This window comes from Acidobacteriota bacterium, from assembly GCA_026707545.1.
In the GTDB taxonomy this organism is placed as follows: domain Bacteria; phylum Acidobacteriota; class Thermoanaerobaculia; order Multivoradales; family Multivoraceae; genus Multivorans.
On record JAPOWR010000003.1, the window covers coordinates 79,092 to 103,283 of the forward strand.

At 67.1% G+C, this 24,192-nt stretch carries 22 protein-coding genes; 10 read left to right on the forward strand and 12 right to left on the reverse strand.

Annotated features, from left to right (window positions below):
- Positions 1-7: 7 nt before the first annotated feature.
- The 3 genes from OXG83_14675 to OXG83_14685 all read right to left on the reverse strand — a co-directional run bounded on the left by OXG83_14675 (position 8) and on the right by OXG83_14685 (position 3,364).
- Positions 8-1,540: an efflux RND transporter periplasmic adaptor subunit gene (locus tag OXG83_14675; GenBank protein ID MCY3966278.1), complete on the reverse strand. Its 1,533-nt coding sequence runs from the start codon at positions 1,538-1,540 to the stop codon at positions 8-10.
- 185 nt (positions 1,541-1,725) lie between these two features.
- Positions 1,726-2,925 carry a TolC family protein gene (locus tag OXG83_14680; protein ID MCY3966279.1) on the reverse strand — a complete coding sequence of 400 codons (1,200 nt, stop codon included), beginning with the start codon at positions 2,923-2,925 and terminating at the stop codon, positions 1,726-1,728.
- 61 nt (positions 2,926-2,986) lie between these two features.
- Positions 2,987-3,364, reverse strand: coding sequence for a hypothetical protein (locus tag OXG83_14685; protein MCY3966280.1), 378 nt, complete (start codon positions 3,362-3,364; stop codon positions 2,987-2,989).
- Between the two features lie 74 nt (positions 3,365-3,438).
- Between OXG83_14685 and OXG83_14690 the strand changes: the two genes are divergently transcribed.
- Positions 3,439-5,574, forward strand: coding sequence for a prolyl oligopeptidase family serine peptidase (locus tag OXG83_14690; GenBank protein ID MCY3966281.1), 2,136 nt, complete (start codon positions 3,439-3,441; stop codon positions 5,572-5,574).
- Positions 5,575-5,587: 13 nt separating this feature from the next.
- Here OXG83_14690 and OXG83_14695 read toward each other — a convergent pair whose 3' ends face one another.
- The 4 genes from OXG83_14695 to OXG83_14710 form a co-directional block, all read right to left on the reverse strand.
- Positions 5,588-7,636 carry a TonB-dependent receptor gene (locus tag OXG83_14695; GenBank protein ID MCY3966282.1) on the reverse strand — a complete coding sequence of 683 codons (2,049 nt, stop codon included), beginning with the start codon at positions 7,634-7,636 and terminating at the stop codon, positions 5,588-5,590.
- Between the two features lie 199 nt (positions 7,637-7,835).
- On the reverse strand, positions 7,836-9,233 hold the full coding sequence (locus tag OXG83_14700) for a DUF3526 domain-containing protein (GenBank protein MCY3966283.1): 1,398 nt from the start codon (positions 9,231-9,233) through the stop codon (positions 7,836-7,838).
- Positions 9,230-10,678, reverse strand: a complete 1,449-nt coding sequence (locus tag OXG83_14705; protein ID MCY3966284.1) for a DUF3526 domain-containing protein — start codon at positions 10,676-10,678, stop codon at positions 9,230-9,232. The genes OXG83_14700 and OXG83_14705 overlap by 4 nt, the downstream gene beginning before the upstream one ends.
- Entirely contained in the window at positions 10,675-11,394 is a 720-nt protein-coding gene (locus tag OXG83_14710; protein MCY3966285.1) for an ABC transporter ATP-binding protein, read from the reverse strand. The genes OXG83_14705 and OXG83_14710 overlap by 4 nt, the downstream gene beginning before the upstream one ends.
- Before the next feature lie 482 nt (positions 11,395-11,876).
- Here OXG83_14710 and OXG83_14715 point away from each other — a divergent pair, with 482 nt between their 5' ends.
- Genes OXG83_14715 through OXG83_14725 form a run of 3 tightly spaced genes read left to right on the forward strand, consistent with a single transcriptional unit; the run spans position 11,877 to position 13,800 of the window.
- A complete protein-coding gene (locus OXG83_14715; GenBank protein MCY3966286.1) occupies positions 11,877-12,002 on the forward strand; it encodes a hypothetical protein in 126 nt (41 codons plus the stop codon).
- Between the two features lie 9 nt (positions 12,003-12,011).
- Positions 12,012-12,926 (forward strand): hypothetical protein, encoded by a 915-nt coding sequence (locus tag OXG83_14720; GenBank protein MCY3966287.1) that lies wholly within the window; start codon positions 12,012-12,014, stop codon positions 12,924-12,926.
- Complete coding sequence (locus OXG83_14725; GenBank protein ID MCY3966288.1) at positions 12,916-13,800, forward strand: hypothetical protein; 885 nt, start codon at positions 12,916-12,918, stop codon at positions 13,798-13,800. The genes OXG83_14720 and OXG83_14725 overlap by 11 nt, the downstream gene beginning before the upstream one ends.
- Positions 13,801-13,929: 129 nt before the next feature.
- Here the strand turns inward: OXG83_14725 and OXG83_14730 are convergent, their stop codons facing one another.
- The 3 genes from OXG83_14730 to OXG83_14740 are packed head-to-tail and all read right to left on the reverse strand — an operon-like array spanning position 13,930 to position 16,849.
- On the reverse strand, positions 13,930-14,469 hold the full coding sequence (locus tag OXG83_14730; GenBank protein ID MCY3966289.1) for a carboxymuconolactone decarboxylase family protein: 540 nt from the start codon (positions 14,467-14,469) through the stop codon (positions 13,930-13,932).
- Positions 14,470-14,516: 47 nt separating this feature from the next.
- Positions 14,517-15,332 (reverse strand): SDR family oxidoreductase, encoded by an 816-nt coding sequence (locus tag OXG83_14735; protein MCY3966290.1) that lies wholly within the window; start codon positions 15,330-15,332, stop codon positions 14,517-14,519.
- A complete protein-coding gene (locus OXG83_14740; protein ID MCY3966291.1) occupies positions 15,329-16,849 on the reverse strand; it encodes a tannase/feruloyl esterase family alpha/beta hydrolase in 1,521 nt (506 codons plus the stop codon). Before OXG83_14740 ends, OXG83_14735 begins: the two co-directional genes overlap by 4 nt.
- 243 nt (positions 16,850-17,092) lie before the next feature.
- Here OXG83_14740 and OXG83_14745 point away from each other — a divergent pair, with 243 nt between their 5' ends.
- Entirely contained in the window at positions 17,093-18,178 is a 1,086-nt protein-coding gene (locus tag OXG83_14745; protein ID MCY3966292.1) for an alpha/beta hydrolase fold domain-containing protein, read from the forward strand.
- 100 nt (positions 18,179-18,278) lie between these two features.
- Here OXG83_14745 and OXG83_14750 read toward each other — a convergent pair whose 3' ends face one another.
- A complete protein-coding gene (locus tag OXG83_14750; GenBank protein MCY3966293.1) occupies positions 18,279-18,650 on the reverse strand; it encodes a hypothetical protein in 372 nt (123 codons plus the stop codon).
- Positions 18,651-18,816: 166 nt separating this feature from the next.
- Between OXG83_14750 and OXG83_14755 the strand changes: the two genes are divergently transcribed.
- From OXG83_14755 to OXG83_14770, 4 genes are read left to right on the forward strand one after another with little or no spacing between them, the layout of a single operon-like run.
- Positions 18,817-19,461, forward strand: a complete 645-nt coding sequence (locus tag OXG83_14755; GenBank protein ID MCY3966294.1) for a VOC family protein — start codon at positions 18,817-18,819, stop codon at positions 19,459-19,461.
- A gap of 33 nt (positions 19,462-19,494) precedes the next feature.
- Positions 19,495-20,451, forward strand: coding sequence for an MBL fold metallo-hydrolase (locus tag OXG83_14760; protein ID MCY3966295.1), 957 nt, complete (start codon positions 19,495-19,497; stop codon positions 20,449-20,451).
- Between the two features lie 16 nt (positions 20,452-20,467).
- Positions 20,468-21,229, forward strand: a complete 762-nt coding sequence (locus tag OXG83_14765; GenBank protein MCY3966296.1) for an ABC transporter ATP-binding protein — start codon at positions 20,468-20,470, stop codon at positions 21,227-21,229.
- Positions 21,230-21,239: 10 nt separating this feature from the next.
- Positions 21,240-22,358: an ABC transporter permease gene (locus OXG83_14770; GenBank protein MCY3966297.1), complete on the forward strand. Its 1,119-nt coding sequence runs from the start codon at positions 21,240-21,242 to the stop codon at positions 22,356-22,358.
- An 85-nt stretch (positions 22,359-22,443) separates the two neighbouring features.
- Here OXG83_14770 and OXG83_14775 read toward each other — a convergent pair whose 3' ends face one another.
- Positions 22,444-23,517: a hypothetical protein gene (locus OXG83_14775; protein MCY3966298.1), complete on the reverse strand. Its 1,074-nt coding sequence runs from the start codon at positions 23,515-23,517 to the stop codon at positions 22,444-22,446.
- Between the two features lie 33 nt (positions 23,518-23,550).
- On the opposite strand from OXG83_14775, the gene OXG83_14780 reads away from it, so the two are divergent.
- The gene (locus tag OXG83_14780; GenBank protein MCY3966299.1) at positions 23,551-24,147 is read left to right on the forward strand and encodes a M15 family metallopeptidase; all 597 of its coding nucleotides are present in this window, start codon (positions 23,551-23,553) and stop codon (positions 24,145-24,147) included.
- Positions 24,148-24,192 lie beyond the last annotated feature (45 nt).

The following is a 24,192-nucleotide window of genomic DNA, read 5'->3' on the forward strand; positions in this document are numbered from 1 at the left end:
GCCGCCTTCAGTGCACGTGGCCGTGAGCTTCGCCGCTCGCCATGAGGGACGAGCGACGGATGGCGTCCCCGCCGCGGGTCACCAGGCGCTGGCCGGGGGCCAGACCGCTCACCAGCACCCGGTCCCCCTGCCGGCCGAGCACGGTCACCGTCTGCCGCTGGAAGTCCTCGCCCGACAGTTGCAGGAAGACGACCGGCACGCCGCCGTCGTCGACCAGGGCCGAGGCGGGCACGACGATGCCGCTCTCCTCGCCCGCCATCAGCACCTGCGCCGCGGCCGTCGATCCAAGGGCGAAGCCGGTGCCGGCGATGCCCGGGGCCTCGATCAGAACGGTGACGGTGCCGGTGCGCGGCGAGAGTTCCGGCGAGATCGAGACGAGGGAGAGGTCGCCTTCGACCCGCACCGGGCCGCTCTCCGGGTCGTCGAGCACCAGGCCGCGCAGGCCCGCGTCCATGAGCCGCCGTGCATCCTGCGGGGGCAGGGCGATCTCGATCCACACGACGTCCGTCCGCACGAGCCGGGCGAGAGAGTCCCCGGCGGAGACCGTCGCCCCGGGCGTCGTCGTCACGGCGGCTATCCGGCCGGAGAACGGGGCCCGCGGCGAGATGCCGGCGCTGTCCGCCCCGCCTTCGCGCGAGGTACGGGCCGACTCGAGGTCCCGTTCCGCCGCCCGGTGCCGCGCCTCGAGCGTTCGGGCGCGGACGCCCGCCTCCTCTACCTCCCGCTCGCTGACCGCTTCGAGAGCCAGGAGTTCCCGGAGCCGCGAGTTGCGCGACCGCGCGCTTTCCAACTCCGTCGCCAGCGCCTCAAGCTCCCCTTCGAGGGTCGCCAGACTGCGCTCGGACGCGACCAGCGGTACGACGCGAAACAGGGCATCGTTCCGGTCGACGCGGCGGCCGACGAACGGCCAGGACCGGGCTCCCGCTGGTGGCTGGACGACCCCGTCCACCTGCGCGGTGATCGTGCTCTCGCCGCCGGCCGGTGGGCGGAAGGAGGCGACGCCGGCGACGCTCCGGGCGAGGCGGCCCTCCCGCACCCAGGCGGCCGCGAAGCTGCCCTGCCACTGCTGTTCCTTGCCGAACGAGACGGGCTCGCCCCCGTCGGACCCGGCGGGGAGCGATGGCGTCCGCACGAGGCCTTCCGGGTGGTCTGCCGTGCCGACGAGGACACGGCCTCCCGGGATCTCCTCGACCCCGTTGCCGTCGTCGATCCGGAAGAGCAGGTCCGCCTCGCCGGCACGTTGCGGCGTCAGCTCGATGTCGAAGACCCCGGGAGCGGCGGGCTGGTCCGCGCGGAAGACCTGCTCTCCGGACCCATCGACAAGGACGATCTCGACGGCTCCCTGTACCAGTGGTGCGAAGTCGGTCAGGCGCGTGACATGAGTGTGGGCCGTCGCCGTGTGGCCTTCCGCCAGAGCGTCGATCTCCGGGAAGACCTCGAACCGTTCGCCGAGAGCCGTGACCGTCCAGCTCTCGTGGGAATGACCGTGCTCCTCGACCGGCGGAGCACTGACACACCCCACGAGCAACAGCACCGCCACACACTGGGTCCGCCGGCGTCCTCGCCGGCTGGTCGGGGTGAGACGCTCTCGTCTGCAGTAAAGAGTCACCCCACGGCAACGCCGTCTCTCTGGGTGCGCGGACCCTCTGGTCCGCTGCCGCCGAAGGCGGCCAGCAGTATCGCCGCCGGCCTCCGGCCGGCGTCCGCTTCGTCCGAGACCCCGCCTCATGACCCCGGCCCTCCCTCTCCGCTAGCCGCCAGCCGTTCCAGCTCCCGGTGCGCCGCCAGCGCCGCCTCGTGCAGGTCGAGCACCGCCAGTTCCGCCTCGGTCACGGAACGGTGAGTCTCGAGCAAGTCGGTCAGCCCGGCCTCGCCCTGGCGGAACGCCGCCTCCGCGCCGTCCAGCATCAGCTCCGTGGCGCCGAGTTCTTCGCGGGCCTCGGCGAGGGCGGCTGCGAACCGGGCGAAGTTCGTGCTTGCCGCGTTCCGCGCGGCCGCGGATTCGCGCTCCGCGAGTTCAAGCCTCGCCCCGGCGGCCGCCAGGGCCGCGCCGGCGTTCTGCCGCGCCGCCTGCCGGCGGTCGAAGAGCGGGACGGACCAGGCGACACCGAAGATCGGCCCGTCGACGGCGCCAGGCGTCAGGTCCTGCCGCCGCCAGCCCAGTGTGACTTCGGGCGAGGCCACGATCGGCCGGGTCGCAAGCCGGGCCAGTTCGGCCGCCGCCAGGTCCGCCTCCGCGGCGCGCACGCGGCTGTCCACACCATCCAGCGACGGCGCGTTCGGAAGTTCAGGCAGAACCGGCCGCGCGTCCGCCGGCAGGCCTGGGTGCCAGGCTGCCGCCTCAGCCTTCGCCCGCTCGCTCGCCCCATCCGCGAGGACAACGCGGGACCGGAGCGTGGCGGCGGCCAGGCGGAGCCGGCGGGCCTCGAGACCCGAGGCTTCGCCCCTCTCCGCGCGGGCCGCCTCACGCTGCGCAAGCGACCCGACCCGCTCAGCCTGGAGCGTCAGTCGTTGCTGCCGCGCGTCGGCCACAGCCCAACCGGCGTAGGCCTCCCTCATCGCCAGGCGATAGCCCAGCAGGTCGTACGCCAGGCGACCACGGGCAGCGCCGATCTCGCCTTCGCGGGCCTCGATCTCCGGGGCGCGCGCGGCGTCCGGCATCTTCCAGGAAACGAGAACGTCCGTCTGGCCGATCGGACCGGCAGGGTCCTCGCGCACAGCCTCGACGACGGGATTGTCGAACGTCCGGGCCGCCACCAACCGAGCCTCCGCGGACGCCACGGCCCCGGCGCTCTCACGAACGGCGGGGTGCGTCTCGTCGAGGACCGAGAGGAACTCGGCCTCGGTGATGACGGACCGGTCCTGTGCCGCGCCGGCGACGGCGAAGAAGCCTCCGAGGAGACCGATCAGGGTAAAGCGATGCATGCTGACTCCTTTCCGCGTCCAGGTTCCGGGTACGAACCGCACCCGGGCCTAAGGCCGCGGATCAGAGCAGCAGCGCGCAGTGAGACCGGAAGAGTGGCGCCGGCGGTCCGCGTCGGGAAGCCGCGTCGAAGGGCGACCCCTCGGCGACCGTGACCGACGACGAAAGCGGCGCGGCAAGCACAGCCCACGACGACGCGGCGGGCCGTAAAAGGTCGGCCTCGGCGTCCAGCGTGACGTCATGGTCGTGGTCGGGCACCAGTTCGTCGTCGTGGTGATGCCCGTGCGTCGCGGACCTCGCCAGGGCCGCGGTGTCGTGCTCGTGCCCTGGCGCGAAGAGATGAGCCGCCAGGTCCAGCCCGGCAGCCAGCGCAAACGTACCCGGCGTCTGGCATCCGAGCAGGACGGCGACGGCGACGACACGCTTGAGCGGAGTGCTCACGCTGATCACTGTGCCAGACACGCCGCGGTTGGTCAACGAGACGGGCGGGCGGCGACAGGCGATACGCTTGCCCCTTGCCTGAGCCGAAGCCGCACTCCCAGGTCCTGGCCGCCCTGCTTGTCCTGGGCCTCGCGGCCTGCGGCGGGGACTACCCGCCACCGCCCGAGACGGAGCAGATTCTCTTCACGGAGACGCTCCACGGAGTCGAGTTCGAGGATCCCTACCGGTGGCTGGAGGACCAGGACAGCCCGGAGACCCGCGCATTCATCGACCGGCAGAACGAGTACGCCGAGCTCATCGTCGGTGAGCCGCCGGGACGGGACTGGGCGCGGCGGCGGTTGAGTGAGCTGATCGACACGCCTTCCGTCGGCTCGCCGAACAAGGCCGGCGAGTACGAATTCTTCACCCTGCGCCGGTCGGGCGAGGAGCTGGCGTCCATCGTACGTCGTCCGGCGCCCGAGGATGCCGAGGCCGGACCCGCGAAGATCGACCCGGCCGGCGAGTACGAGGTCGTGATCGACCCGGCGGAAGTCGGCAGCGAGTACGCGCACCTCGGGATCGTCTCCGTCTCTCCCGACGGGAAGTCCCTGCTCTACAACATCCGTATCGGCGGCGAGGACGAAACGGCCGTCCAACTACGGGACCTCGAACAGAACGTCGACCTCGACTTCGAGATGCCCCGGGCGTTGAACGACCAGGCGTTCTTCGCGAAGGACGGCAGCGGCATCTACTACACCGTCCGCGACCGTGTCGAAGGTCCGCGTATCCGCTTCCACCGGTTCGGCACCGATCGGGCGGAGGACGCCCTTGTGTTCGGCGAGGGGATCGGGCCGCGGGCCTTCGTTCGCGCCGAGCAGCTCGACGACACGAAGTTGCTCGTCGGAGTCCAGCACGGATGGGCGCGTAGCGACGTGTACCTGGTCGAGGTCGGCACCTGGCGGGTCACGCCGATCGTCGAAGGCATGGAGGCCCGCTTCAACACCCACCACAGCAATGGCCGCTTGTTCGTGCGCACGAACCTGGACGCGCCGCTCAACCGGCTGATGGAGGTCGATCTCGACCGGCCGGAGGTCGCTGACTGGCGAGAAGTGGTGCCGGAAGCCGACGATGTCCTCCAGGGCGTGTCGGTGATCGGCGGCAAGCTCTACCTGGCCTACCTGCACCACGTGGCGAGCCGGATCCGGGTCTTCGAGCTCGACGGCACGCCGGCCGGCGAGATCGAGGTGCCCGAGCACCACAACGCCAGCATCCGGGGGGCCGGCGAAGGCAAGGCGCTCCTGTCGCTCGTCTCCTACCTGCAGCCGCCCGTGACCTGGCTGCTCGACCTCGAGGCGGGCACGCGCGAGGTCTTCAGGGAAGCTCAGGCGCTCTTCTCCGGCGACGGCTACGTGCTGAAGCAGGTGCGCTACACGTCGAAGGACGGCACCTCCGCGCCGATGTACATCGCCCACCGGGAGGACTTCGAGCCCGACGGCACGACCCCCGCCCTGCTCAACGGCTACGGCGGCTTCAACGTCTCCCTGACCCCGCGGTTCAACCCGCTGGCGGCTCTGTGGCTCGAGGCCGGCGGCGTCTACGCGGTCGCCACGCTCCGCGGCGGCAGCGAGTACGGCGAGGAGTGGCACCAGGCCGGAATGCTCCACAACAAGCAGACCGTCTTCGACGACTTCATCTCCGCCGGCGAATGGCTGGTCGCGGAGGGCTACAGCGACCCCGAGCGCCTGGCGATCCACGGCGCCAGCAACGGCGGACTGCTGGTCGGCGCCTCCCTGACCCAGCGCCCAGACCTCTACCGCGCCGTCCTCTGCGGTTTCCCCGAGCTCGACCTGATCCGCTTCTACACCTTCACCGAGACGAACAACATGCCGGCGCTGCTCGAGTACGGCGACGGCGAGATCCCCGACCAGTTCGAGTCGCTGCGCGGCTTCTCGCCCTACCAGGCGATCCGCGACGGCGTTGCCTACCCCGCCGTCATGCTGACCCAGGGCGACCTCGACACCCGTGTGCCGCCGCTCCAGGCGCGCAAGGTCGCCGCCCGATTGCAGGCGGCGACCTCATCGGGGCTGCCGGTCATCATGCGGTACCACCCGTATGCCGGCCATGCCGCGAGCCGCGGTCTGCCGATGTCGGAGCGGCTCGAGTTCGTCGCCGCGGAGGCGACCTTTCTGCTGACTCAGACGGGGCTGACGGCGCCGGCGGCCGAGAGTTGACAGAAGCCGACTCTCAGAAGTTGTAGCTCACGCCGACGCCAACCCTGCGCCCGCGGGCAATCGTGCTTGCCGGAGCATTGAACACGATGCCGGACATGTAGATGTCCTCGTCCAGCAGATTGTCGCCCCAGAAGTAGATCTCGCGCGGGCCCATCCCGAGACCCACACGCAGACCCACTCTGTCGTATGCGTCGAACAAGAGACGGTTGGCCGGGTCCGCGAACCGTTCCCCCAGGTGGTTGTAATTGAGGTGGCTCCGAAGCTCCAGGCCACCCGAGCGGGCCGAACCCAGCGGCTGGATGTGCGTGAGTGCCAGTGAACCGCTGAAGTGGGCGCTGTTTGGCACCCTGCTTCCGACGGGCACCCGCGCGAAGCTGTTCGCCGGCACGCCCGTGATCTCCGCCTCCGTGTAGTTGAGGCCGGACCGCAGAGTCAGCGTGTTCGTGATTCTCCAATCCAGCTCCAGTTCGGCTCCGCTCGTCTCAGTGTCGAAGTTCTCGGGCGCCGTCTCCTGGGTGAAGAAGTTGAAGGTGAAGATGTGGTCGTCCTTGACGTCGTTGAAGTACACGGCTCCAGTCAGGAGGACGTCGCCGCTCCCCAGGCCGCTCTTGAATCCGACCTCGTAGGAGTTCACCTTGGATGGCGCATACGGCGCGTCCAACCGGCCCCGCGTGACGTTGGCGCCTCGGTCGGCAAAGCCACCGGCCTTGTAACCCCGGCTGTAGATCCCGTACAACGACACACGTTCACTGACGTGCAGGTTGAGGCCGGTACGTCCGGTGAGGTAGTCGTCGCTCAGGTCCTGCTCCAGCTCGACGAAGCGAAGCGGGTTCGGATTGAACCGGTTGGGCGCCCAGACGATGTGGAAGTCCTTCTTCTCCCAGGTGTGGCGAACGCCGGCTGTCAACTCCAGTCGATCCGTCAACGGATACGTCATCTCGCCGAAGACGGCGTTCGTCGTCGTATTGAAGTCACGCTCGTTGATGTCCGCATTCAGGGCGACAAAGGGGAAGAAGAACGGGTCCTCGTAGTCGAACGACGCTGACTTGCTGGTGTCGTCGTAGTAGTGCGCGCCTGCCACCCAGAACAGGTCGCTCGTTCCCCTTGAGTTCAAACGGAACTCCTGGTTGAAGAACTCGCGTTCGAAGCTGTTGTTGACGACGCCGTAGTTGGCGGGGACGAAGCCCAACTGGGGCAGGAAGATCCTGCCTTCGTAGAGAATCCCGGTCGATCGATTGTCGGTCTCGTCGTACGCCGAGATCGAGGTGAAGTCGAACCCGCCAAGGTTGGCGGTCACCCTCATCGTCCACTGATCGACGTCCTTGTCGCCATCGACGGCGCCGGGAGGGGCATCCATCTGCGGCGGGTCGGTCTGAGGATGGAGCGAGTAGATGAAGGGGGAGTCGCGCAGGCGGGCGTGGCTGCTCGTCAGATTGAGCGCAACCCTGTCGGTCACGTCCCAGCGGAGTTTCCCTCGGGCATTCAGACTGCTCGGCTTGGTGATCGGCTCCGAATCGTTCGGGTTGATGATGTGGTTGTCCTCGCTTCGGTAGTTTCCGGCGAAGCGCATGGCCACCCTGTCGGAGACCGCGACGTTGAACGCGCCTTCCAGCCGGTACTGGGCCTCCTCCCCGTACTCGGCGCGGGCATAGCCTCCATTCTCGAAAACCGCCGGATTCGTCACGATCTGGATCGCCCCGGCCTCACTGTTGCGACCGAACAGGGTGCCCTGCGGACCCTTGAGGACCTCGGCGGATTCGAAGTCCAGCGTGCCGAGCGTCGAAGTGCCGATCGGCTGCGGCACTCCATCGATGTAGATCACCACGGAACTGTCGTCACGACTCGTCTTGTTGATGGCGCCCACGCCGCGGATTCGGACGTTGGCATTCGAGGTGTCGTTGAAGCTCGTGATCTCCACTCCCGGCACACTGAGGAACAGATCCTCGAGAGACAGGAGGCGGTTGAGCCGGATCTCCTCCGCATCGACGACGTTCACCGTGAAGGGGACGTCGCTGATGTCCTCTTCGACGAACCGGGCCGTCACGACGATGTCATCGAACACGACGACGTCCTCCGGGGACGCGGCATCGTCTTCCGGAGCCGTCGCGGTGTCATTTTCCGGCGAAGCCGCGGCATCGCCATCGCTCGCGGACAGTTGAGCGGCCGGGAACCACGAGAAAAGGAGAGCAAATACAAGAGAAGCGAGAGCGACACGTCGAGGCTTGGAGGTCATGGTTCTCGGAGTTTCCTTTCTTCGTCCGCTACGGGAACGGGGAGTATCTGTTCCCCGGACGACCCAGGGCTACGAACAGACAGAGGCACGCGACAAGAAAGGCCACCGGTATGGAGATCTGCCCAAGGACCGTGGCCGGACTGCTCGACTTGAATTCGAATCCCGAGAGCGTCGCGAAGTCCTCAGTCGACATGCGGTTGCTCGCGAGAATGACCGGCCGCAGTTCGTCGTTGAGATTGGTCAGCGCGGCACGAGCCTGCGTCAGGAACGACAGCGTCCGGTCGAAGTCGGAGCCAGCGATTCTGAACAGGGCGCGCTGCGCGACAATCGCAGGAGATGTGAACTGCAGTCTGTCGACGAACGCGGATCTGCGGGCGTGACTTTCTTCGAAGGCCGCGACGATCGGCGCCGTGCTCTCGATCTCCATCACGTTCGCCAGGAAGTAGGCGTGAGCGAACTCCGGCGCTTCCTGCTCGTTGGCGACCAGCTCGGGATGGTCGCTCAGATACCTGGCAGTCAGCTCAGGGCGACGCTTCCAGGCATCGTTCTGCGCCACTCGCGCATCCGACAGATAGTCGAGATTCGAGGGAAGCGGATACAAGGCTTCACCCGCACTGTTGGCCAGAGCCGGTGCGGCGAAGGTGAACAGGGCCCACAGGCTGACGAGAACGGCGGCCGAGGTTTCGCTGCGCTTCGTTCTGCCCACGACCAGGTAGATGAGTCCGATCCAGAAGAGGCTGTAGGCGAGGAACACGAGAGACCAGAGCAGGCCGAACGCCGCGGCGCCATCGGGCGCCATCGCGATGCCGAGGACGACGGCGAGCGCGACAATGCCAACCAGGATTCCGTTGCGAACCAGCAATCTCGTCGCGATGACTCGCTGCTTGCTGGCCCGGCTGGCGAGAAGAAGGCTGATCGTGCCGCGCGACCGATCGGCGGCAATCACGTCGAATGACAGCGCGATCATCAGGAGCGGGAGCACGACGACGATGAGGAATGCCAGGTCGAACCTGCCGAGGGTCAGCGTCGTCGGGTTCTCGAACCCATAGCGCTCCACCATCAGGTTCTGGTTCTTCAGAGGCCCGATGTTCGCGCGCGCCGGCAGCAGCTCCGCGCTGCCCACCGCCAGATGTCCCAGCGGCCCCACGGGGTGGGTCGCGGCGAACTCGACCTGGGAGGGGCGCGCGTCGAAGGGCGTGGCGAAGCGCTCCCCGGACTCGATGGCAGCGAGCGTCTCGAGCCAGACGTCCATCTTCGACTCGATCGCAGCCTCGTAGGCGACGAGGGACGCGGAATGAGACTCTCGCCAGGAGACTCCCGACCACACGGAGTAGAAGGACGCGAAGAGTGCGAAGGCCAGGATGGCCCACGCGGCCCTGGATCGACGGAGCCGCAAGAGCTCGAGCTTGACCAGGGCGCCGGTCATACTGCGGTCTCCATGTTCGCGGCCCGAAACGCCGCCCAACGTGCGAACAGGAAGGCTCCGCTCGCCCAGAGCACCATGACGAGCAGATAGGGGAGATAGCTCCCCGTGAAGTTCGTCAGCGGCGGCGGACCGGCGTGGTAGTCGGCAACCTCGCCCCAGAAGCTGGTCGGCGACTCGTAGACCATCGGATCGGCGCCGGAGTTGTAGAGCAGGTCTTCGTTGAGCTGCCTGATCACGACCCGCCGGTGTTCTTCAGCGCTCTTGACGAAGTCGTAGTGGTGGAGGCGGTCGGAGCCGGAGAGACCTGAGGAAAGCGCCATGACCGAGATCGTCGGCGACAGCGCAGTGAGCCAGAACCGGGTGTCCTCCTGGCGGCCGTACCGGTCGTTCAGGCCGGCGTAGTAGGCGTCGTAGAGCGGGTCGGAGTACTCCTCGCTCGCCTGCAGCTCCCAGGCGCTCCACGGCACCGGCGCGTCTTCCACGTTGGCAACCTGGAACTTCTCGAGAAAGCGGGCCATTTCCCGTTTTCTGATGTCGGTGAGCGGAATCCCGAAGGCGGGAATGACGCCCCAGTACTCGGCCTTGATCTCCTCGAGGTCCTTCCACGTCTGGTAGCTGTCGGGTTGAGGCGTCGAGGTGACCGCGGCATCGTTGGCGAAGCGCGGCAGGAGCACGGTGACCAGACACCAGATGGCGAGAAGCGAGACGGCCGCGGAACGCCGACTCGGGCTAAGCGCCGAGACGCCGATGGTGAGCATCGCGAATGCAAAGAGGTAGATCCCGTAGATGCCGACGATCCCGAGAAGACGTACCGGCAGGTCTTCCTGCGGATAGCCCCTGTCGAAGACGAAGACCGCAATGGTGATCAAAGCGAACACCGGCAGGAGCAGTTTCAGCAGCGCTGACGACGCTCCTCGCAACTTGCCTTTGAAGACCGAGCCCGGAGAGACGCCGTAGCTCATGACCTGACGCAGGGTCCCGTCTTCTCTCTCCCCTGCGTAGGACCCGAACAGGAGGAGGATGACGATCAGCGGCATGATGACCTGCAGCACCCATGCCGGGCTGAGCCCGACAAACCTCGACAGGTCGCCCGTACTCTCCGCGCGCCTGAACCTGGACGGATTCTGGATGTGTGCTTCCATCCAGACGGCGATGCCGGCGAAGTCGATCGCGCCGGGATCGAAACTCGCCAGGGTAGGAATCGGCTTGAATACGTATCTTGAGAAGTGTGCTGCCTTGTGCGGGTTCCTGACGCCCTGGTCCAGCCACACCGCCTTGTCGTTCTCCGCGGCAGCGGCGCGCTCCGTTTCGAAGGTTGCCGTCCGGTTGAGCCCGATCGCCATCGAGGCGACCATGACGGCAATCACGCCAAAACTCAGGGCCCAGAGTCGCTTGCCCCTGCGGGCAACGAGTGCCTCCTTCGCTGCAATGACCCTTGCTTTCATGCCGCGTCCTCCCTGCCTTCGTGCATGTGTTCGAGATAGAGCGTCTCGAGCTGCGCCGCCGTCACGTCCGCGGCGGCAATCACGTCGATCAGGCGCCCGTCCCTCAGGATTCCGATCCGGCTCGCGACTTCACGAGCCCGGAACAGGTCATGTGTGGCCATCAAGCCGGCCACGCCCTGATTCCGCATCTCTCTGAGCAGAGAGCAGAACTCGTTGGCCGCCTTGGGGTCCAGCCCGGCCAGTGGCTCGTCGAGGAGCAGGATCTCCGCGCTCTTCGCGAGTGCACAGGCAATCCCGACCTTCTGCTGCATGCCCTTGGAGTAGGTTGAAGCAAGCTTGTGGTTGGCATCACGGGGCAACCCCGCGGTGTCCAAGCACTCCAGGAGTTCGCTCTCTCCCAGACGCTTCCCGGCAAGCTCGGCGAAGAACCTCAGATTCTCGTAACCGGAGAGGTCAGGGTAGAGCGCCACTCTCTCCGGGATGTAGGCCACGTGTTCACGGGCGGAGACCGGATCGGAGCGGACGCTCTTCCCCTTGACCAGCGCCTCTCCCCTCGTTGGCTCGAGAAAGCCCAGGAAGAGGTTGATGGCGGTTGTCTTCCCGGCGCCATTTGCGCCGAGGAAACAGAGGATCTCGCCCTCCTGGACCTCGACATTCAGGCCGTCGAGTGCGACGACGCCGTTGAACGACTTCGACAGTTCTCTTGCTTCGAGCATTGAAAGTCCCTTTCGGTTTCTTCGCGGCCTGGCTCGGAGACCGTTGCCCGTGGGGAGATCGGGCGGCTCGCGATCCCCGCTCCCCATGAGCGGTGGACCCGTTACAGGCCAAAGGGTCGAGCTTCGGCCGCGCGGCCAGGCCCTGGCTACAGGCAGCGAACCCAGGATGGCCGAGCCGCTCCCGACCTCCGCGTGCCAGCGAAGAGGCTCAGGTGCTCAGCAGGGCGCTACGAACGGCAGGCGCTTGGTTGATCGTGCGACAGAATCGCGCGAGCGTCCTGTGAGACTGGCTCGCTGGATCGAGAGGCGGCCTAGGCGCGTGACGGCGGACCGCGGGGCGGCGCAGGCAGGTAAGGCCGATCGACAACCGGACTGTCGGGCCCTGTGGCGCCGCAAGATGCTCCCAAGCGGTCAAGGACGAGCGTCGGAGCATCGTTCCCCTGGAAGCACTGCGTCTGCTGGAGGTGACAGGTGACGCAGTCGTGTTCACTGACCTCGAGCTGATCGTGTCCGTGCCCGACCGCCAGGACCGAGCCGAGCAGTACGAGGCAGACCAGAAGGACGGAGATGCACTGGCGACGGCCAGCCTCGGTCGGAATGGTCTTTGATCGGATCACATGCTTGCCTTGGGGCTACGATCAAGCATGTCGGGGCAATTGACTCGTTGTCAAGCCCCTCAGATGGTCGTCGGCGTGGCGGTCTACACACTCGGGGAGCGGGCCGACGAACTCATGACAAAGACGAAACCTATGCCCCTGGGCGAACCCAGGCAGCTCCTTGCACCGCTCGTCCACCAAGCCTGGCAGGCGTTCGACCGCGCCGGTGTTTTGCCCTCGCGCGTCGCACCGGCCGCACCGATTCTGTTCTTCGGTGACCTCGATGCACACCTGAACTCACCCTTGCGCGTGCTGACGGTCGGCCTGAATCCCTCGCTTCACGAGTTCCCGTCGAATGATGCCTTCAGTCGCTTTCCGCTGATTCAGGGCAATGGCGAACGGGAGCCCGCCCGCTATCTCGATGCGATGTCGGCCTACTTCCGTACCAAGCCCTACAGAGGCTGGTTCAGCTCCTATGAAGCGGTCCTCGATGGCGCGAGATCGAGCTACTACGCCGGGAAGCGCTCGACGGCGCTCCACACCGACATCTGCACACCCGTCGCAACCGACCCGACCTGGAGCAGTTTGGGGCCGGATCGCCCGGAACTCCAAGCAGCCGGCGTCCCGCTCTGGCACGAACTGCTGAAAGTGCTCCGTCCTCAGATTGTGCTGCTCTCGGTGGCGCAGTGGCACCTGAACCACATCCGGTTCCAAGCCATAGGTCCGTGGCAGACTCTCAGAGTCTTCGACCGAACGGGCCAGGGCGACCTCCGGAAGCGCCCGTACGAGGTGCGGGCGCGATGGTACGAAGTCGCCAGCGAACGGTCCCTGTTCGCTTGGGGACGAGCAGCTCAGAAGCCGTTCGGGCACTTGGCAAACATCCAGAAACGCGAGGCGGGCGCCATCATGGTTGAGGCATACGAAGATGGCCGGTAGCCGTTGCTTCGTTCAGCTCTCGCACCCCGGACGTGAGCACCAACCCGACCGCGGCCTGGAGAAGACCTGGAACACGCAAAAGCACGGCCATGCACGGAAGTTCATGCTGTTGCACGGCCAGTGGATCGACGAGAACCGCAATCGACAGACCGGTGATCTGTACGCCTGGGGCGAGTGGGAGCCGGAGTCCGAGCTGGTCCGTGCCCTCGATCCACCGGACGGCGACTGGCTGCATCCGCGGTGCCTGTGGCGCCCGTACTATGTCCCGAAGACCAGCTATGAGGGACTGCACAACACCGATCCCTTCATCTTCGGGCCTCGATTCCTGTACTCCAATTGCTTCCAACCGAGCAAGCCCGGCCTAAGACAGCTAGACGAAGGGTCCGTCATTGCGTTCGGGAGCAGCAAGAAGATAGACGGCGAGTGGCAGTGGATGCTCGACACTGTGCTCGTCGTCAGAGACTTCAAGGACTACCACGGGTTCGAGGCACACACCACACTCCGGGACTGGACTTCGTGCACGTTCCTCGATGTGACCATCCGGCCCTTGACCGGTGACTCGCCGCAGCCGAATGCCTGCGCATCGGCCCGCGATCGGCTCCGGCTCTACCGGGGTGCGACCACCGACGATCCCGTCGGAGGGATGTTCAGCTTCTTCCCCGCAAGTCCCGAATGCGGTGATTCGGGCTTCAAGCGACCGGCTATCGATCTGCCGGTCGAGTACATCAACCCCCGCGCCTTTCGAGCCCCGAGGGGGTTCCGACGTGATCGAACGCCCGACGAACTCCGGGGAGTGTGGGACCTGTTAGTCGAGCAAGTGCGCGACGCAGGACTCGTTCTGGGGACGTTCGCCGAGTTGCCGGAGCGGCGCTGATCGTCGCCGCTTCGCGGCGCGGCTTTCCAGCCGCCTACGGCGGCAGCGGACCAGAGGGTCCGCGCACCCAGAGAACGGCTGTCGGTGCAGCGTTGTGCTCTGCTGTAATCGGCCGGTTCCTCCAGCCGGCTACGGCAGCGGGAACTCCTCCAGGTAGTGCTCGTAGCCGGGCTCCACGTCGATCTCCAGCGATCGGAGCATCCGCACGACTGCGTTGTAGTACGAGACAATGATCGTCAGCTCGACCAGGAGTTCGTCGTCCAGGTGACGTCGTAGAGCGTCGAAGGTCTCGGTGCTGATGCTGAGACCCTTGGTCGCTTCGTCGGCGGCGGTGAGAACGAGGCGTTCGAGTTCCGGCAACGACTCGGCTTCCGGCCCCGCGATGACGGCGCGGATGTCGTCGTCGGACATGCCGAACTGGCGGCCGAGTTCGATGTGGTGGCTGTACTCGTAGTCGGTGCGGGTGATGACACCGATTCGCAGGATGGCCATCTCGCGCAGCCGCGTGTCGAAGCGCGACTTGTGGCGGATCCAGGCGCCCGTGTGACGGAAGGCGCGGGTTCCGGAGGGGCTGTGCGCAAGCATCCGCGCCAGGTTGATCGGCCGGTCGAGCAGCTCCCGGTCTTCGGGGGCGAGATCGTCCACATCGAGGTAGGGGAGTCGAGCCATCGCGATCCTCTCTTCCGGGTCGGCATCGTCAGCGCCGGCGGCGCCAGTCAGCGGACGGGAGAGAGTACCGTCACGCCGCCGTCGACGACCAGCGCCTGGCCCGTGATGTAGCGCGCGTGTTCGGAGGCGAGGAACACGACCGCGCGGCCGACGTCCCAGCCGGTCCCTTCAATCCGCAGTGCCGAGGCGTTCTTGCGCCGCTCGCGGATCTCGGGCGTCATCGTCGGGCGCTGGACCATCGGCGTCCAGACCGGGCCCGGGAGCACGGCGTTGACGCGGATCCCGTCCTCGGCGTGATCGACGGCCATCGCCCGGGTCAGCGAAATGACCGCTCCTTTCGACGCCGAGTAAGGGGTGAGGCCCTTGGGGCGGATCGCGGAGATCGAGCTGATGTTGACGATCGAGCCGCCGCCGGCCTCGTGCATCGACGGAATCAGGGCGCGGGACGCCTGGACCATCGACCGGACGTTGACCTTCATCACACGGTCCCAGAGTTCCGACTCGGTGTCGAGGACCGTGCCGGGCGCTCCGATGCCGACGTTGTTGATCAGCACGGTGGCTGGCGCGGAGCCTTCCCGCGCGAAGGACGCCAGGGCCGCGCAGTCCTCGTCGCTGGTCACGTCGCCGATGAAGAGCCGGGCGGCGCCGCCCTCGTTCCCGATCATCTCGACGGTGCCGCGGGCGGCTTCCTCGTTGAGGTCCACGACGATGACCTCGGCGCCGGCACGCGCCAGGAGAATCGCGGCGGCCCGGCCGTTACCGATCCCGTCGTCTCTCGCTCCGCCGCCCGTTACGACGGCGGTCCGGCCGCTGAAGTCGATTCGATCCCCCGCTGAGGGAACCTGCTCCAAAGGCGCGTTCATCGATCCAGCACCTGCTCCCTGCACTCGAAGCTCCCCGCGTCCTTCGGGTCACCGTTGCCCGAATAGATCGCGGCTTTCGGGTAACGGCAGATGGGCCGCGATTCAAGCCCGGTGCCCAGCGTGTCGGGTGCCACGCCCTCCTCCACCCAGCGGACGACCGCGGCGAAGGGATTCTCGGGGGTGATGCCGGGCATGTCGCGGCAGTGCCTGGCGCCCGGCACCATGAACAGGCGCAGGAAGTCGCCGGTGTGGCCCATACGGTCTTCGACGCCTTCGAACCAGTCGACCGTGCCCTGTGCGTAGATCAGGGGGTCGGACCAGCCGTGCCAGACGACCGCCTTGCCGCCGCGGTCGCGGAAGCCGGAGAGATCGGTGCGGTCCGTGCCGAACACGCGCCCGAACTCCTCGACCGACTGGTCCCAGTAGTGCTCGTAAGAGGCGGGGGTGAGGCCGGTCCAGTCGAAATCCGGGTCGCGGGCGAGGAAGTAGCGGAACCAGTCGAGGGTGATCCGCATCGGCCGGCCCGCGGGCGGGTCGCCGGCCGTCCCGTTCAGAGCCATGAAGTCGGTCCCCGGCGCCAGGCCGTACCAGAGGAAGGAGCCGTCACGCCGCCGGGGGCCCTCAAGGATCTTCCGGAGGACGGCGACGTCGTCCTCGGTGACCAATCCACAACCTTCGCCCTCGGCGCCGAGGAGTTCGGTGGGGTTGAACGGACATTGGCGGGGCTCGGGGATCACGCCATCGGCGACGCCGTCCTGGAGGTCGCAGGCTTCGACAGCCTGGGCCTGGGCGAGGCGGAAGGTGCACGGACGCACGAAGTGGCCCGCCTCCAGCATGACGAGCTGACCCCACATCTGGGCGAGGTGCAGGCGGTCCCAGTTGATCGCCGGTGCGCCGGAGAGGACGCCGTCGTAGTCGTCGGGGTAGCGCTGGACCTCCATCAGCCCCTGGCGGCCTCCGGTCGAGCAGCCGCGGAAGTAGGAGTACCTGGGTTGCCGGCCGTAGAAGGCCGCCGTGAGTTCCTTGCCCACCCGGGTCATCGCGTGGATGCCGAGGTAGGCGTTGTCGCGGATCAGCATCCACTCGAGGGCGCCGTCGGGGCCGAGGGCGAAGCTGCCGCTGTTCTGTTCGTGGCCAGTGTCCGTGGCGGCCGCCGCGAAGCCTTCCTGCACGGCAGCAGGGAGCGTCCGCGGACTGCCGCCCGAGAAGCCGCCGCCGCCGGTGCCGAGGAAGCGGCCGTTCCAGTTCTCGGTGGGCAGGGCAACCCAGATCGTGATGCGGTCGTTGGCTGGCGTGTGGGTGGCGATGGCGGTTACGCGGCAGTAGGGGGGGCCGGTGGGGCCGGCGGTTGCGAGGGTGGCCGATTCGACGGTGGCGTCGGCGAGGTCGACGGTGGTCAGGCTCTCGCAGGTGCGGGCCGGTTCGACGTAGTCGTGAAGAGGTGGCGGCGGCCATTGCGCGGCCGCGGGAGCGGTGACGGCGAACAGGACGGTGCCTGTGATCAGGGAGAACTTCACGGGCCGGTCTCGGACTCCGCAGTATGGTCGCCGCTTCGCGGCGCGTCTAGTTGGCCGCCTTCGGCGGCAGCGGACCAGAGGGTCCGCGCACCCAGAGCACGGTCTTTCCCGTTGCGACAGTCTCTACTGCAAGCCAACCATGCGCGGTGGCGGCGATCTTGCCCTCGCCACCACCACTACCCGCGCGCAGAGGGTAACGTCCGCGTGCTACCTGCATCGGCATCGCACTCAAGGAGAGTCCCCATGAAGAGATTGAGCCCTCGAATCCTGCCGGCCGTTGCGCCGGCCTTGACCCTGGCACTCGTGTTCACCGTTGCCGTCGGGCAGCCCGCAACAGCTCAGCAGTCTGGCGCATCAGGCTCCTGGACCATCGGCGAGCGCATCGTCCCGGCGCCGGCAGGAGCCAGCGAGGAGCTTCGGGCCGCGCTCGCCGCGATGCCTGCTCCCAACGTGGCTGCCTCCCAGGCGGGGGCTCCTCAGACCGAGGAGCAGTGGCTGGCGATCCAGAACGCGACGGCCAACGCGAATCTCGAGCAGATGGCCGAGGCGTACGGCCTCTCGATCGAAAAGGACGAAATCGAGGGCGTGACGGTTTACCGTGTGACGCCGGACAAGGTCGATCCGCGGCACACCGGCCACCTGTTTCTGCATGTCCATGGCGGCGCCTACGTCCTCAACGGAGGCGACAACTCCGCCACCGAGGCAGCGCTGGTCGCGGCCCGGGCCGGCATCCCGGCGCTCTCCGTCGACTACCGCATGCCGCCGAAACACCCCTTTCCGGCCGCGGTCGAGGACGTGGTCACGGTCTACCGGCACCTGCTCGAGAGCCGTTCCGCCAAGTCGATCGCCATCGGCGGCACCTCGACGGGTGGCGGGTTGTCGCTGGCGTCCGTTCACAAGTTCCGCGACCTGGGCCTCGAGCTACCCGGAGCCATCTACGCCGGCACACCCTGGGCAGACCTGACGAAGACCGGCGATTCTCTGTTCACCAACGAAGGGCTGGACCGCGTCCTGGTGACCTACGACGGGCTCCTCAAGGGCGCGGCGCTCCTCTACGCGGACGGCCACGACCTCAAGGATCCGCTGATCTCGCCCGTCTACGGCGACTTCGAGGGCTTCCCGCCGACGTACCTGATCACGGGTACCCGCGACATGTTCCTGAGCGACACGGCGCGGACCCACCGAAAGCTACGGGCGGCTGGAGTCGTTGCGGACCTACACGTCTACGAGGGGGTGGCGCACGCCGACTACCTGATCCTCGTCGATTCGCCGGAGTCGAAGGACATGTTCCAGGAGGTCGGCGCGTTCTTCAAAAAGCACCTGGAGTAGGCCGGCGCGAACCCGTGTGGCGCGATCCCGCGCCACGCGCGAACCAGTCCGTGCGCCCGTCAGCGGGCGCACGGATGGCACCCCGGCGCACCCAGTGCGACTACTTGCTGCGGGTCGCTGTGAAGGCGCGCTCGCCGCGGGGAGTGATCATCTTTCCGGTCATCGTGTCGCCGTCGACCGTCGCCTCGAAGTTGAGGTTGAAGGTCTGGCCGCCCCTTCCGAGCTCCCGGCCGAACTTGAGCGTCTCGCCGTCCCAGGACACGTTCTTCAGATCGCCGTTCCGGCGGGGGTTGGTCCAGGTGCCCTTGAGCTCGCCGTCGACTTCCTTGAACTCGTAGACGACCTCGAAGGTGCCCTGCGGCGTTTCGGTGGCCGATGCCCACTTGCCGAGGACGGGGGCGTTGTCTGCGGCCAGCGCCGCAGGGGCGAGCGCCAAGGCGACCGCTGCGGCGATCAGGATGAACTGTCTCATGGGGGCTCCTCAGTTGAGTTCAGAATGCTCGTACACTGCTTTGATGACAAGGACGACCGCCGTTGCCGTTTTGTTCCTGCTCGGCTGGGGTTGCGCCGGGGATAGTGACGAGGTCACGGGTGCGTCCGTAAACCAACCGAATCCGAAACCAGCCGGAGAGCTAGCAATGAAGATCGATCACTTCATGTACGCAGTTGCCGATCTCGACGAGGGAATGGCATGGGCCGAGGAGGCCTTCGGCGTGGCGCCGGTGTTCGGCGGCTCCCACGAGGGGCTGGGAACGCGTAACGCACTGCTGAGCCTGGACGACACGTACCTCGAGATCATCGCGCGGGATCCGGCGCAGTCGGTCGAGAGCCAGATGGTCACGGGCATGGCCGCGATGAGCGCCGGGGGGCTCGTGACCTGGGCGGCGCAGGGCGATCTCGTCGTCACGAAGGGGTTGCTGGAGGAGGCCGGGGTCTCTTCCGCGGGTCCCGTGGAGACACGGCGGCGCACGGCGGACGGGGGTCTACTCGTGTGGGATCTGCTGTTTCCGCAGGGGGGCGGCTACGGGATGCCCTTCTTCATCGATTGGCGGGAGTCGCCGCACCCGGCGGCGACGACGCCGGTTGGTGGGGAGTTGGTGTCGTTCGGAATCTCGACGCCCGATGCGGGGGAGCTCGGCGCGGTGCTGGCGGGTCTTGGGCTGGATGTGCGCGTGTCGGGCGGAGAGCCGGAGATGACGGTGGTGATCGAGGGCACGAAGGGTCCCGTGACGCTGGTGTCCACGGAGGAGAGCCGGGGGTTGCAGCCGTCTTCGCGACGATAGGGTTGGCCGTCACACACTTGGGAAAGAGGAACGATGACCGAGAAGACAACAAAGAACCGTATGCGTCTGGCCTGCCGTTGCCTCGTGATCGCGGCGCTCGCCGCCGCCATCCCGGCCGCGGCCCAGCTCGACATCGACGCCTGGGCAAACCAGGCAGGCGAACAGATCGTCTGGCACCAGACGCAGTTGAGCGACACGGTCTACCTGCTGCTGCCCGAGCCGGGACTGGCCGGGAACCTGGCGGTCTCCGCGGGCGACGACGGCATCCTGATCGTCGACGACGCGATGATGCCGGTGGTGCCGAAGATCAAGGCGGCGGTGGCGAAGATCCAGGAGGGCAGGATCGACTTCGTCGTCAACTCGCACTACCACTTCGACCACGCGGGCGGCAACGCGGGCTTCGGGGCCGACTCGGCGATCGTGGCGCACGCGAACGTGCGTAAGCGCCTGCTGGAGAACCGGCATGCCGGGGCCAACTTCTCGGCGACGCCGTTCCCGGCCGAGGCACTGCCGATCGTGACGTTCAACGAGAGTGTCACCCTGCATTGGAACGGCGAGGCGATCGACGTGATCCACTTCGGCAACCCGGCCCACACGGACGGCGACGCGGCGATCTTCTTCCGCGACTCGAACGTGGTCCACGCCGGCGACCAGTTCCCGAACCTCGGCGGCTACCCGTACATCGACCGCGACGTCGGCGGCAGCGCGCTCGGCCTGCGCGACAACATGGCTCAGCTTCTCGACATCGTCGACGACGAGACGAAGATCATTCCCGGCCACGGGCCGCTGGCGACGAAGGCCGACCTGCAGAAGTACCACGACTACGTCGCGGAGACGATCGACTACATCGACAAGCAGAAGAGCGCCGGCAAGTCGCTCCAGGACGTCCAGAAGGACGGCCTGCCCGAGAAGTACGCGCCCTACGGCAACGGTCCGTTGTCGCCGGAGCCGGTCTGGATCGGCTACGTCTGGGCCAGCCTCGACGACTGAGACCGCGGCCGCGGCGATGGCCAACGACGTCGTCATCGACGTCCGGGACCTGCGCAAGAGCTACGGGGAACTCGTAGCCGTCGACGGGGTCTCGTTCCAGGTCCATCGCGGCGAGATCTTCGGCATGCTCGGCCCCAACGGGGCCGGCAAGACGACCACGGTCGAGATCCTGGAGGGACTCCGCCAGGCGGACGGCGGCGAGGCGTTCATCGACGGCGTCGGCGTGAAGAAGAACCGGCGGCGGGTCAAGAGCATGATCGGCGTCCAGCTCCAGCAGAACGCCTTCTTCGACAACCTGACGCTCCGCGAAACGGTCCAGCTGTTCGCGACGCTCTACGGCTCGGACGCTTCGGCGGACGAGATGCTGGCCAGAGTCGACCTGGCGGACCGGGCGAAGTCCCGCTACAAGCATCTGTCCGGGGGCCAACGGCAGCGGTTCTCCATCGCGGTCGCCATGGTCAACGAGCCGGTCGCGATGTTCCTGGACGAACCGACGACCGGGCTCGACCCCCAGGCCCGCCGCAGGATGTGGAAGCTGATCGACGGCCTGCGCTCCGACGGCATGGCGATCATGCTGACCACCCACTACATGGAAGAGGCGGAGGTTCTCTGCGATCGTGTCGCGGTCATCGACCGCGGCTCGATCGTCACCGTGGATGCGCCACAGGCGCTGATCGAGCAGTTGGCGAACCGCGGCGGCCAGTCGGTCCGCAGGGACGGCGCCCTGACGCTGGAAGACGTCTTCCTCGATCTGACCGGGCACCAGCTCGTCGAGTAGGGATCCCGCCGTGAAGATCTACCTGGCATTCATCGGCGCCGAGCTGAAGATGTTCTTCCGCGACCGGGCGGCGCTCTTCTGGTCGCTGGCCTTCCCGACCGTCATGATGGTCGTCTTCGGCCTCTTCGACTTCGGCAGCTTCGCCCCGCCGCAGGTGGGCATCGTCGACCAGGCGAAGAACCAGGCATCGACCCTGCTGGTGTCCGTACTGAAGGGCGATCTCGGCGGCGAACCGCTGTTCAACGTCCCGGAGTCCGACGATGCCGACCACCTGCAGGCCGAGGTCCTGGCCGGCGACATCACGGCCTTCCTGGCGATTCCGGAGGGCTTCGGCGAACTCGGCGTCTCATCGACCATCGATCTGACGTTCGACGGCAGGAAGGCGCAGGAGGCGCAGGCGGCCCGATCCATCCTCGAGCAGGTCCTCGAAGGCGTGTTCAAGTCGGTCGCCAACATCCCGGCGGAGTACCGGGTCGAGAACTGGGCGACGATCTCTCCCACGGAAGTCGCGGGCCGCGGCCAGGGCTACAAGGGGTTCATCGTGCCAGGGATCGTCTCGCTGGCGATCATGCAGAGCGCGCTCTTCGGCGTCGTCTTCACGCTGGTGCGGCTGCGCAACCAGGGCGTGCTGAAGCGCCTCTACGCCACGCCCATCGGCCCGAACCACTTCCTGGTCGGATCGCTGACGACCCGGCTCCTGCTGCTGGTGATGCAGACGAACGTGCTCCTGCTCGTCGGCATCCTCGTGTCCCGCGTCGAGGTGGCCCCGGGCTACCCGCTGTTCTGGCTGGAGGTCATCCCGCTCATCTTCCTCGGCGGCCTCGTGTTCGCCTCACTGGGCCTGGCGATCTCCGGCATCGCGAAGACGGAGAACACCGCGGCGCCGCTCGCGAACATCGTGTCGCTGCCGCTGATGTTCCTGTCGGGCGTGTTCTTCCCCCAGAACGTGCTGCCGGACTGGCTCCTCGCGTTCGCGAAGTGGCTGCCACTGACCTTCCTGGCCGACGCGATGCGGGCGATGGTGAACAGCGGCGAACCGCTGCTCACCCAAGGCGGACCGATCCTGGGGCTGGCCGCGTGGGCCGTCCTCTGCTTCGGGCTCGCGGTGTGGGCGTTCCGGTGGGAGTGAGGTCGCCGCTTCGTGGCGCGTCTGAGTTGGCACGAGTCACGAGACTCGCGCCAAAGCCGGCCAGAGGGCCGGCGCACCCAGTGATCTACTCTCCGCCGGAACTCTGGGGCTGGTCGTACTCCGATTCGAGCAGGCGGGCGCCGCGCAGGACGTTGCCCATCGCGTAGTTGCCTTCGTGGCAGGCGTACTCGTAGACCCGGCTGTCCTTGGCCTTCCAGGTGTACTCGCCCGCCCAGGGCTCCGTCCATGAGTTCGGGTCGTCGACCCGGAAGTGGTAGAGCAGATTGCCGTCCTCGGTGCGGCTGAAGCGCTCCTCCACCACCATCGTCTCACTGCCTCCGGGGAGACCGGTCTGGTTGCGGAAGTGGCGGGTGGTAACGACCAGAGTGTCGCCATCCCAATGTCCGATACCGTCGCCGAGCCACGAGTCGACGCCCTCGGGACCGTGCTCCCCGTCGATCGGCACGATCCTCGCGTCGTGGACCATCTCGGCCATGATGACGACATGATTCTCGGTCTGCATGATCCGCGCGTAGTTGTTGTACAGGCTGGGCAGCAGCGGGGGTCCGCCGACGAAGCCGAGCAGGCAGCGCTCGGCCAGAGCCAGCGTCTCGGGACCGTCGAACGGCCCAGGGCCCTCCTTGTCGAGCCAGGACGCGGTGCCGTCGTTGTCGTACGTGAATGACGCGAAGTTCGTCATCAACCGGCGCATGGCTGCCGGCGTCATCGCGGGCCGCCGACCGTTCTTCGGCTCGTAGATGATCGAGGTGCGGAACTTGCCATCGACCACGACGGCCTCGGAGCCAGGGTCGATCCAGAACGCGTTGTAGCCGCCGACGCCGCCGCCGCCGAAGCGGTTGTCGCCGTCGCCGCCCTTGACGGGCGCGGTCCGGTCCGCGCCGCCGCCCTTCCGGTCCTCTTCCAGGGACCGCCAGAGTCTGTCCCGTTCCTCTTCCATCTCCTTCGCCTGCTCCGGCGTCAGGTAGAGGTTGTCGCCGTACTGCGGCGGGCGATCGACTGGAGTGATCGTGCCTGCATCGTAGACGCCCGAAAGGTCGGGCTTGCCGTTGGGCATCCTCTTGATGCCGTCGCCCTCCGCGGCGAGCGCCGGGAGGCCGACGAGGAACAGGGCGAGGGAGGCGAGGGTGAGCTTGCGCATGGCTTGAGTCCTTGTTCGGAGAGAATGGACCGAATGCTTGAAGGGACTGGAATCCTAGCACCGGTCGGCGTCTGCTTTCTGCTCACAGCAGTCCCTGCTGCGGCTCAATCGGAGGACCCGGCAGTCGAGCAAGTCGAACTGAACGGCATCGTCTACGACGTGCCGCCGCCCTGGCGGGGCAACCGCATCGAAGAGGCCGCGGACCCGGCCAAGCTGGCCAGAGTGCCGAGCGAACTGACGGGAGAGCTCGGCATCTACGTGACCCCGGAAACGCGCGACGCCGTCGTCGCGATGGCGGCAGCCGCTCAGGAGCAGGGAATCCCGCTGGAGGTGGACTCGGGTTTTCGCAGCTACGGCTTTCAGAAGAGGGTCCTGGAAGGCCTCCTGGCCGGCGGACGACCGTTCCTCAACGCCGTCCGCTGGACGGCGCCGCCCGGCTACTCCGAGCACATCACGGGCCGCGCGCTCGACTTCGTGCCCAGCGACGCCGACTTCAAGGACACGCCGGCATACGAGTGGCTGAAACGCTACGCCGCGGACTTCTGCTTCACCGAGAGCTACCCGCTGGGCAACGCCGGCGGCTTCGACTGGGAACCCTGGCACTGGCGCTACGACGACTGCGACGAGTAGATGGTCAACACTCTGCAGCAATCTGTCGGTCCTACGTGGCGCCTC

Coding starts and splice junctions, on each gene's coding strand:
- OXG83_14720 (MCY3966287.1), top strand. CDS start 12,012: ATGCTTGCCTTGGGGCTACGATCAAGCATGTCGGGGCAATTGACTCGT.
- OXG83_14755 (MCY3966294.1), top strand. CDS start 18,817: ATGAAGATCGATCACTTCATGTACGCAGTTGCCGATCTCGACGAGGGA.
- OXG83_14705 (MCY3966284.1), bottom strand. CDS start 10,678: ATGAAAGCAAGGGTCATTGCAGCGAAGGAGGCACTCGTTGCCCGCAGG.
- OXG83_14760 (MCY3966295.1), top strand. CDS start 19,495: ATGACCGAGAAGACAACAAAGAACCGTATGCGTCTGGCCTGCCGTTGC.
- OXG83_14735 (MCY3966290.1), bottom strand. CDS start 15,332: ATGAACGCGCCTTTGGAGCAGGTTCCCTCAGCGGGGGATCGAATCGAC.
- OXG83_14710 (MCY3966285.1), bottom strand. CDS start 11,394: ATGCTCGAAGCAAGAGAACTGTCGAAGTCGTTCAACGGCGTCGTCGCA.
- OXG83_14750 (MCY3966293.1), bottom strand. CDS start 18,650: ATGAGACAGTTCATCCTGATCGCCGCAGCGGTCGCCTTGGCGCTCGCC.
- OXG83_14745 (MCY3966292.1), top strand. CDS start 17,093: ATGAAGAGATTGAGCCCTCGAATCCTGCCGGCCGTTGCGCCGGCCTTG.
- OXG83_14730 (MCY3966289.1), bottom strand. CDS start 14,469: ATGGCTCGACTCCCCTACCTCGATGTGGACGATCTCGCCCCCGAAGAC.
- OXG83_14765 (MCY3966296.1), top strand. CDS start 20,468: ATGGCCAACGACGTCGTCATCGACGTCCGGGACCTGCGCAAGAGCTAC.
- OXG83_14680 (MCY3966279.1), bottom strand. CDS start 2,925: ATGCATCGCTTTACCCTGATCGGTCTCCTCGGAGGCTTCTTCGCCGTC.
- OXG83_14775 (MCY3966298.1), bottom strand. CDS start 23,517: ATGCGCAAGCTCACCCTCGCCTCCCTCGCCCTGTTCCTCGTCGGCCTC.
- OXG83_14700 (MCY3966283.1), bottom strand. CDS start 9,233: ATGACCGGCGCCCTGGTCAAGCTCGAGCTCTTGCGGCTCCGTCGATCC.
- OXG83_14725 (MCY3966288.1), top strand. CDS start 12,916: ATGGCCGGTAGCCGTTGCTTCGTTCAGCTCTCGCACCCCGGACGTGAG.
- OXG83_14780 (MCY3966299.1), top strand. CDS start 23,551: ATGCTTGAAGGGACTGGAATCCTAGCACCGGTCGGCGTCTGCTTTCTG.